This window comes from Mesorhizobium sp. M1A.T.Ca.IN.004.03.1.1 (assembly GCF_003997555.1).
Classification (GTDB): Bacteria; Pseudomonadota; Alphaproteobacteria; order Rhizobiales; family Rhizobiaceae; genus Mesorhizobium.
On the sequence record NZ_RZTV01000947.1, the window covers coordinates 1 to 242 of the forward strand.

Annotated in this window: 1 protein-coding gene; it reads right to left on the reverse strand. The window is 57.0% G+C overall.

Annotation, left to right across the window (positions count from 1 at the left end; all coding sequences use genetic code 11):
- A partial coding sequence (locus EOD29_RS34475) for a cyclic nucleotide-binding domain-containing protein (protein ID WP_127248903.1) occupies positions 1-242 on the reverse strand: 242 nt, incomplete at both ends.

A 242-nucleotide genomic window follows, 5' to 3' on the forward strand; every position in this document is an offset into this window, starting at 1 on the left:
CGGGATGTCTCCCGGAACAAAGATTGACGTGATCTGTCGCTTCCCCTCGCCGGTGATCTTCGCAGATGCCACCAGGCCGTCCAGAACAGCGAAGGAATGAGAGGGTCGGTCGCCCTCGCGCACGATATCCTCTCCTGTCCGGTAGTCGCGCTCCTGAACCGCGATACTCTCCAGAATCGCAATGTCGGCTTGAGTAAGGTCAGAGATGATCTGGAGCTTACGGATAATCAGGTCAGAGGAAG